Below are 6,396 nucleotides of genomic sequence, written 5' to 3'. Positions count from 1 at the left end.
CTACGGACCCGCAGCCGGGCACTGCCCAATGGATTTCACCGCGGGCCGGTGGGGGCTGAGCGCGCAGTTCCCCGCGCCCCTCGAAGGGGCACGGGGAAACCGTCGGCGTTCTCGGAGCCCGGGCCCGCCCCTGACGCCGTCGGCCGACGAAGCCGGGTTCACAGCCGAGCCCCCCGCAGGGGACCTAGCGGCCGCCGTTGTACGGGCCGTACGGGCCGTCGCTGCTGCTGCCGCCGCGGCGACCGCGGCCGAAGCCGCCACCGCCGCCGGAGACCTGCTTCACGGCGGGCCGGACGTCGACGATGTAGACGATGCTCGCGACCACGCCCGCGATGGGCAGGATCGACAGGATCGAGAAGAGATAGCTGACGACGAGCGCGATGGCGAGGATGACCAGCCAGAACATCTTGTTCTGCTTGTCCGCGGCGCGGAACGCGTCCTCACGGCGGAACGCGGCGTCGAGCAGCCCGAACGCGGCCAGGGCCATCAGAAGGATCTTCAAGAGCCCCAGGAACCCCGCGAAGCCCAACATCAGCATGCCGTCCACCGCCCGTTCTCTCCGACTCCTGTGCGGCCACCGTACCCGTTGAACGGGCCGGACACCCCAGAGGTGCCCGGCCCGTCGATGCGCACGTGGGTCACTTCGCGGGCGGCGTGTTCTTCTTCGCCACCGGCTTGCGCGCCGCCGGCGCCTTCTTCGGCGGCGCGGGCTTCTTCTCGGAGGCGGGGGCCGCGGCGGGCGGGGCCGGCTTCGGCTCCTCCTTGACCGGGACCGGCTCCGGCTTCGGCTCGGCCTTGGGCTCGACCGCGACCGCGAAGTCCTCGATCTCCTCGGCGGCCTCGCCGCGCCAGGTCCGCACGGCCTGCTCGCCGTGCTCGGCGACCTTCTCGTACGCCTCGCGGGCCTTGACCGCGTACTCGGCGGCGACACCCACCCCGCGCAGCGCGAGGTCCTGGGCGGACTCGCCGAGCTTCTTGAGGTCGGCGTCGAGCGTGCTGCCGAGCTTCTTGAGGTCGGAGTCCAGGTTGCCGCCGAGCTTCTTGATGTCGGCGTCGAGGGAGGTGATGAAGTCCGTGACCTTCGTCTGAAGGTTCTCCTGGGCCTCCTTGGCCCGCGCACCGGCTTCCTTGGCGCGCGCGGCGGCGCGCTCCTGCACGGCCTTGGGGTCGGCGCCGCGCACGGCCTCGATACGGGCCGGCGCCTCGGCGCGCAGCTGCTCCACCAGGGCGGGCACCTTCTTGGCCTGCTGAAGGGCCAGGTCGGCGGTGCCGGCGGCGAAGTAGAGCGGGGTGGGGTCGCTGAAGGTCTTGCGCAGATCGTCGGTGATGGCCATGGTGATGGTCCTCCCGGATTCGCTTTCGGCTGAGGGTCTGTGGGTCCGCAGTCGGACGGCCGGCGCCTTTGCCGGGTTCAACTGGCCGTCTGCTGCGGATCGATGTCACTGCCACCGGTCGTGCGGGTGCCGGGTGCGGCGGTGTCGCTGTGCCGGGCCCCGCCCGTACCGCCGGCGGGGCGTATGCCGCCCGGGTCGTCCGCCGCGTCCTCGGCCTCGTCCGTGTCCACGTCCGCCTTCGCGTCCGTCGTCACGTCCGTGTGCGCGTCCTGCGCGCCGCCGCCCGCCCCGAATCCGTTCTCCTTGCGGAAGGACTCGTAGATCTGGAGCAGCACCTGCTTCTGCCGCTCGTTGAGCGTGGGATCGGCGAGGATGACGGCGCGCGTCTCCACCTCGTCCCGGTCCCGCTCGGCGTCGAGGATGCCGGCGCGCACGTACAGCGTCTCGGCGGAGATCCGCAGGGCCTTGGCGACCTGCTGCAGCACCTCCGCGCTCGGCTTGCGCAGCCCGCGCTCGATCTGGCTGAGATACGGATTGGACACCCCGGCGGCGTCGGCGAGCTGCCTGAGCGACAGTTGCGCGGTGCGCCGCTGCTCGCGCAGATACTCGCCGAGATTGCCGACGTTGAGCGATGCCATGTCCTCACCTTGCCGCACCGGTGCTAACTATTGCAAGCATCTGCTTGCAACAGTGCGCCATGTCACTACCGGCAGGTAGCCCGAACGGGCGGGCCCGTGCGGCGTGGCGCACGGTTTCCGGAAGGTCCGGCACCGTCGCAGGCGATCATGTCGGCTCCCCCGCCCCCGGAGCCCTCGACGCGCCGCCTAGGGTTCCCGTATGACCTCCAACGGGACCTCGTACACGTACCTCTCCGGACTCTTCTCGCTGGACGGGCGGGTCGCCGTCGTGACCGGCGGCAGTTCGGGGATCGGCCGGGCGATCGCCGGGGCCCTGGCGCGGGCGGGCGCGCGCGTGGTGATCGTGGCCCGCCGCGAGCCGGAGCTGAAGGCGGCCGTGGACGAGCTGACCGCCGAGGGCCGCGAGGCCGCGTGGGTCGTCGGCGACCTCGCCACCCGCGACGGGGTGCGCGCCGCGGCAGAGGCGGCGGCCGCGGTGTTCGGGGAGCCGGACATCCTCGTCAACTCCGCCGGGATCAACCTGCGGCCGCCCATGGGCGAGCTGGGCGAGGACGTCTGGGACACCACCATGGCCGTCAACCTGGAGGCCCCCTACCTGCTGGGCCTGCGCTTCGGCCCCGGCATGGCCGAGCGCGGCTACGGGCGGATCATCCACATCACCTCGCAGCAGGCGCACCGGGCGTTCGTGCAGAGCGGTGCCTACGGCGTGTCGAAGGGGGCGCTGGAGTCGTTGGCCCGCTCGCAGGCCGAGGCCTGGTCGCCGTACGGCGTCACCTGCAACACGCTCGTGCCGGGCTTCGTGATGACCCCGCTGAACACGCGGCTGTCGTCCGACCCGGAGAAGGTGGCCGCGCTCGCCGCCCGCACGATGACCGGCCGCAACGGCCTGGCCGAGGACTTCGCGGGCGCGGCCGTCTTCCTGGCGAGCCCTGCCTCCGCGTACGTCACGGGCCACTCGCTCTTCGTGGACGGCGGATTCTCGGTCCACTGACGGACGGCGGTCCACTGCCCGCAGGCCCGCGCTGCCGCTCCGCGCTCAGGCGTCCGCCTGGGTCCTCAGCCACTCCTCCACGCGCGCGAAGTCGGCGTCCGTGAGGCCGTGGCGGTGGTCGACCCGGTGCGGCAGCGCGGGGCCGGGGTGGTGGTCGGCCACCCAGGCGAGGTCGGCCTCCGTGATCTCGTCGTCGACCCAGACGAAGGGCCGCCCGGCCGCCCACGCGACCAGCGGCCGCGTCTTCCAGTGCAGCCGGCCCGGCGCCTCGTCCTCGTCCGGCCACTCCACCACCGACAGCGGCGGCAGCCCGAGCCAGGGCGCCACACACGAGTTCGCGTCGTCCATCCAGGTCGTGGCCCACACCAGCTCGCAGCCGAGCGCGGTCAGCCGACCGCCCAGCGCGGGGTCGATCCGGGACACGAGAGGGCTCGCGGGCGCAGGGACGGCGGTCCCGGGCAGGGCGACGAGCGGCTCGTAGACCGGATACGGCCGCGTGGCGCCGAACGGGATGAGCGTCCCGTCGATGTCGAGGAAGAGCAGCATCACTGGCCAGGATCGCGCAGTTTCGGCGCGACGGCCCGGCCGTTTCCGACCGGCGCCCTCTCCGAAGGCCGGCGGACGCCCGTACACCTCGCCCTGAGAACGGCAGCAGCCGCCCGTGCACCACGCCCTCAGAACGGCAGCGGACGCCCGTGCACCACGTCCAGGCGGGACACCGCGCGCGTGAGGACGACGTACAGCCGGTGCAGGCCCCGCCGCTCCGCCTCCGCGATGGCGGCGGGCTCGACGGCCACCACATGGTCGTACTCGAGACCCTTGACCAGCCCGGCCGGTACGAGCGCCACGCGGGCCCCGACCTCCTCCGGACCCGCGGCCGGCACACCCGCCGCGTCGAGCGCGGCGCGCACCCACGGAACGTCGGCGTCCGCGGCGACGACCCCGACCGAGCCCTCGCGCGCGAGCGCCTCCCGTACGGCCGCGACGACCTCGGCGCCGACGTCGTCGGCCGCCCGGATCCGCAGTTCGCCGTCCCGGCGCAGCGAGCGGGGCACCGGAACGTCCACGTCCAGCCGCCGCAGCAGCCGGTTGGCGAGCCCCACGACGGCCTCGGGAACGCGGAAACCGGTGGTCAGGGGCGTCACGGCGGCGTCCGGTTTGCCGAGGTGTCCGAGCAGCTCGGACCAGTCGCGCGCCGCCCAGGGCGTGGTGCCCTGCGCGAGGTCGCCGAGCACGGTCAGCGAGCCGAAGCGGGCCCGGCGCGCGATGGCCCGGCACTCCATCGGCGACAGGTCCTGCGCCTCGTCGACCACGACATGGCCGTAGCCCTCGGGGTGTTCCACGAGTCCGGCGAGTTCGTCGAGGAGCACGAGGTCGGCGGCGGACCAGCGCGCGGAGCGGTACGACCGCTTCGGCCCGTCCCACAGCAGCGCGCGCCGCTCGTCCGGGTCCAGCAGGCCGTAGGCGGCGCGGGCCAGCGTGTCGTCGTCGCCGAGGAGGTCCGCGAGCACCTCCTCGGGCCGCATCCGCGGCCAGACCGCGTCGACGTGCGGGCCGATACGGCGCTCGATGGTGCGCACCCAGGCCGCGGACTGCGGCCCGGACCGGCGTTCGGCCTGCTCGCGCAGACACCGCCCGATCCGCGTCCGCACCCGCTCCCGTCCGGTCCCGTACGGCGGTGCCTCCTGCCGTACGGCCTCGACGACGGCGCGCACCCGCTCGGCGGAGAGCCGCAGCCGGAGCGGGCCGTCGGTCACCGCGACGGCGTCGGCGAGGTCGGGGCGCACGTGGGCGTACAGGGCGCGGTGCAGCACCTCGGCCATCCGCAGGTCGTGCTTGACGACGGCGGTCTCCTCGGCGTCGGTGCGGCGGACCGGCTGCCGGGCGATCTCGTCGGCGAGGACGGACTGCCGTACGCCCGTCTCTCCGAGGGAGGGCAGCACCTCGGAGATGTAGGAGAGGAAGGTGCGGTTGGGGCCGAGGATCAGCAGGCCGCCGCGGCGGATGCGCTGGGGGTGGGTGTAGAGCAGGTAGGCGGCGCGGTGCAGGCCGACGGCGGTCTTGCCGGTGCCGGGGGCGCCCTGCACGCAGACCGAGTCGGCGAGGTCGCCGCGGACGAGGTCGTCCTGCTCCGGCTGGATGGTGGCGGCGATGTCCCGCATGGGGCCGACGCGGGGGCGCTCGATCTCACGGGCGACGAGGGCGCTGACGGGGGCTTCGGCGGTCCTTTCTCCCCCGGCGGGGGGACCTGTGAGCCCGCCCCCTCCCGCGAGGTGCTCGTCCTCCATCCCGGTCAGATCGCCGGAGGCGCCCCGGCTGCCTGCGGCCCAGCCGAAGCGCCTGCGGACGGCGAGACCCTGCGGATCCCGAGGGCTCGCCTGGTAGAAGGCGCGCGAGACGGGGGCGCGCCAGTCGACGACGAGGGGCGGGGCGGCCGGGTGCTCGCTGATCCGCAGCCGGCCGACGTGGTAGCTCTGGCCGCCGTGATCGGGCGCGCCGGGGGCGAAGTCGAGCCGGCCGAAGAAGAGGGGGCCTTCGGGGAGTTCGTGCAGCGCCTTGGCCTGGCTGCGCAGCCGGCGGCCGAGCACCTCGGCGTCGGCGCCGGAGGCGGAGACGTCCTCGCCCACGTCGACCTGCTCGTCGGCGCCCTCGACCATGGCGGTGAGGGCGGCGCGGCAGGTGTCATGGAAGGCGCGTTCGTCGTGGAGCGCGCGGGTGAGGGCGTCGGCGGGGCTGCTCATGGGACCAGGGTACCCACCAATCGCAACCGAGTTAAATAATTGACCAGGTCGCTTCTATCGTCCGGCTACTGCCCGGCGGCGAACTCGGGCAGGGCGGCCGCGAGCCGCGCGAAGGCGGCCTCCGCGGCGGGCAGGGCGTCCTGGGCCACCACGTCGATCGGCTCCCCGTCGGCGATCCGGCGCCAGTTGTCGAGGGCGAGGACCCGCTGCACGGCGGTGATCTGCCCGGCGGCGAGCCGCGCGCCGAGATCCCCGCCGAGGGCGTCGGCGAGGACGGCCTCGGAACGCTCCTGGTACTGGTGCAGCCGGGCGGCGAGGGCGGGGGTGCCGTAGAGCAGCGAGTGGAAGGCGAGGACGGCGGGGTGGTCGCAGAGCCCGGTGACGGGGTCGCGCCGCCGCAGCCCGTCGAGGAAGTGCGCCCGCAGCGCCTCGACGGGCGGCTCCGTGGCACCGCTGACGATCCGCGCGGCCTCGTCCTCGTGATCGGCGATCCGATGCAGCACGAGATCCTCCTTGGCCGGGAAGTACCGGAACAAGGTGGGCTTGGAGATCTCGGCCGCGGCGGCCACCTCGGCAACGGAAACGGCATCGAAGCCCCGCTCCAGAAACATCCGGATGGCGGTCTCGGACACCAGCTCATAGGTCCGCTGCTTCTTGCGCTCGCGGAGGCCGGGGGTGGTCATGGGGCGAGC

The 6,396-nt window shown here is 73.7% G+C and carries 7 protein-coding genes; 1 reads left to right on the top strand and 6 read right to left on the bottom strand.

The genetic code is table 11. The features are described from left to right. Nucleotides 1-184: 184 nt before the first annotated feature. The 3 genes from WN71_RS26960 to WN71_RS26950 all read right to left on the bottom strand — a co-directional run bounded on the left by WN71_RS26960 (nucleotide 185) and on the right by WN71_RS26950 (nucleotide 1,972). Nucleotides 185-538, bottom strand: coding sequence for a DUF2516 family protein (locus tag WN71_RS26960; protein WP_046591489.1), 354 nt, complete (start codon nucleotides 536-538; stop codon nucleotides 185-187). A 100-nt stretch (nucleotides 539-638) separates the two neighbouring features. Next, the gene (locus tag WN71_RS26955; protein WP_046591479.1) at nucleotides 639-1,334 is read right to left on the bottom strand and encodes a hypothetical protein; all 696 of its coding nucleotides are present in this window, start codon (nucleotides 1,332-1,334) and stop codon (nucleotides 639-641) included. Between the two features lie 77 nt (nucleotides 1,335-1,411). Beyond that, nucleotides 1,412-1,972, bottom strand: coding sequence for a helix-turn-helix domain-containing protein (locus WN71_RS26950; protein ID WP_046591478.1), 561 nt, complete (start codon nucleotides 1,970-1,972; stop codon nucleotides 1,412-1,414). A 199-nt stretch (nucleotides 1,973-2,171) separates the two neighbouring features. Here WN71_RS26950 and WN71_RS26945 point away from each other — a divergent pair, with 199 nt between their 5' ends. Further along, nucleotides 2,172-2,963, top strand: coding sequence for an SDR family NAD(P)-dependent oxidoreductase (locus tag WN71_RS26945; protein WP_046591477.1), 792 nt, complete (start codon nucleotides 2,172-2,174; stop codon nucleotides 2,961-2,963). 45 nt (nucleotides 2,964-3,008) lie between these two features. On the opposite strand, the gene WN71_RS26940 is transcribed toward WN71_RS26945, so the two are convergent. From WN71_RS26940 to WN71_RS26930, 3 genes are all read right to left on the bottom strand, one after another. Next, nucleotides 3,009-3,509 (bottom strand): HAD domain-containing protein, encoded by a 501-nt coding sequence (locus tag WN71_RS26940; RefSeq protein ID WP_046591476.1) that lies wholly within the window; start codon nucleotides 3,507-3,509, stop codon nucleotides 3,009-3,011. A gap of 128 nt (nucleotides 3,510-3,637) precedes the next feature. Continuing rightward, entirely contained in the window at nucleotides 3,638-5,704 is a 2,067-nt protein-coding gene (locus WN71_RS26935; RefSeq protein ID WP_046591475.1) for a HelD family protein, read from the bottom strand. 65 nt (nucleotides 5,705-5,769) lie between these two features. Continuing rightward, the gene (locus WN71_RS26930; protein ID WP_046591474.1) at nucleotides 5,770-6,387 is read right to left on the bottom strand and encodes a TetR/AcrR family transcriptional regulator; all 618 of its coding nucleotides are present in this window, start codon (nucleotides 6,385-6,387) and stop codon (nucleotides 5,770-5,772) included. Nucleotides 6,388-6,396: the final 9 nt, after the last annotated feature.

Origin of the sequence: Streptomyces mangrovisoli (assembly GCF_000974985.2) — a bacterium.
Lineage (GTDB): Bacteria > Actinomycetota > Actinomycetes > Streptomycetales > Streptomycetaceae > Streptomyces > Streptomyces mangrovisoli.
This window is presented reverse-complemented; position numbering and strand designations above follow the sequence as displayed.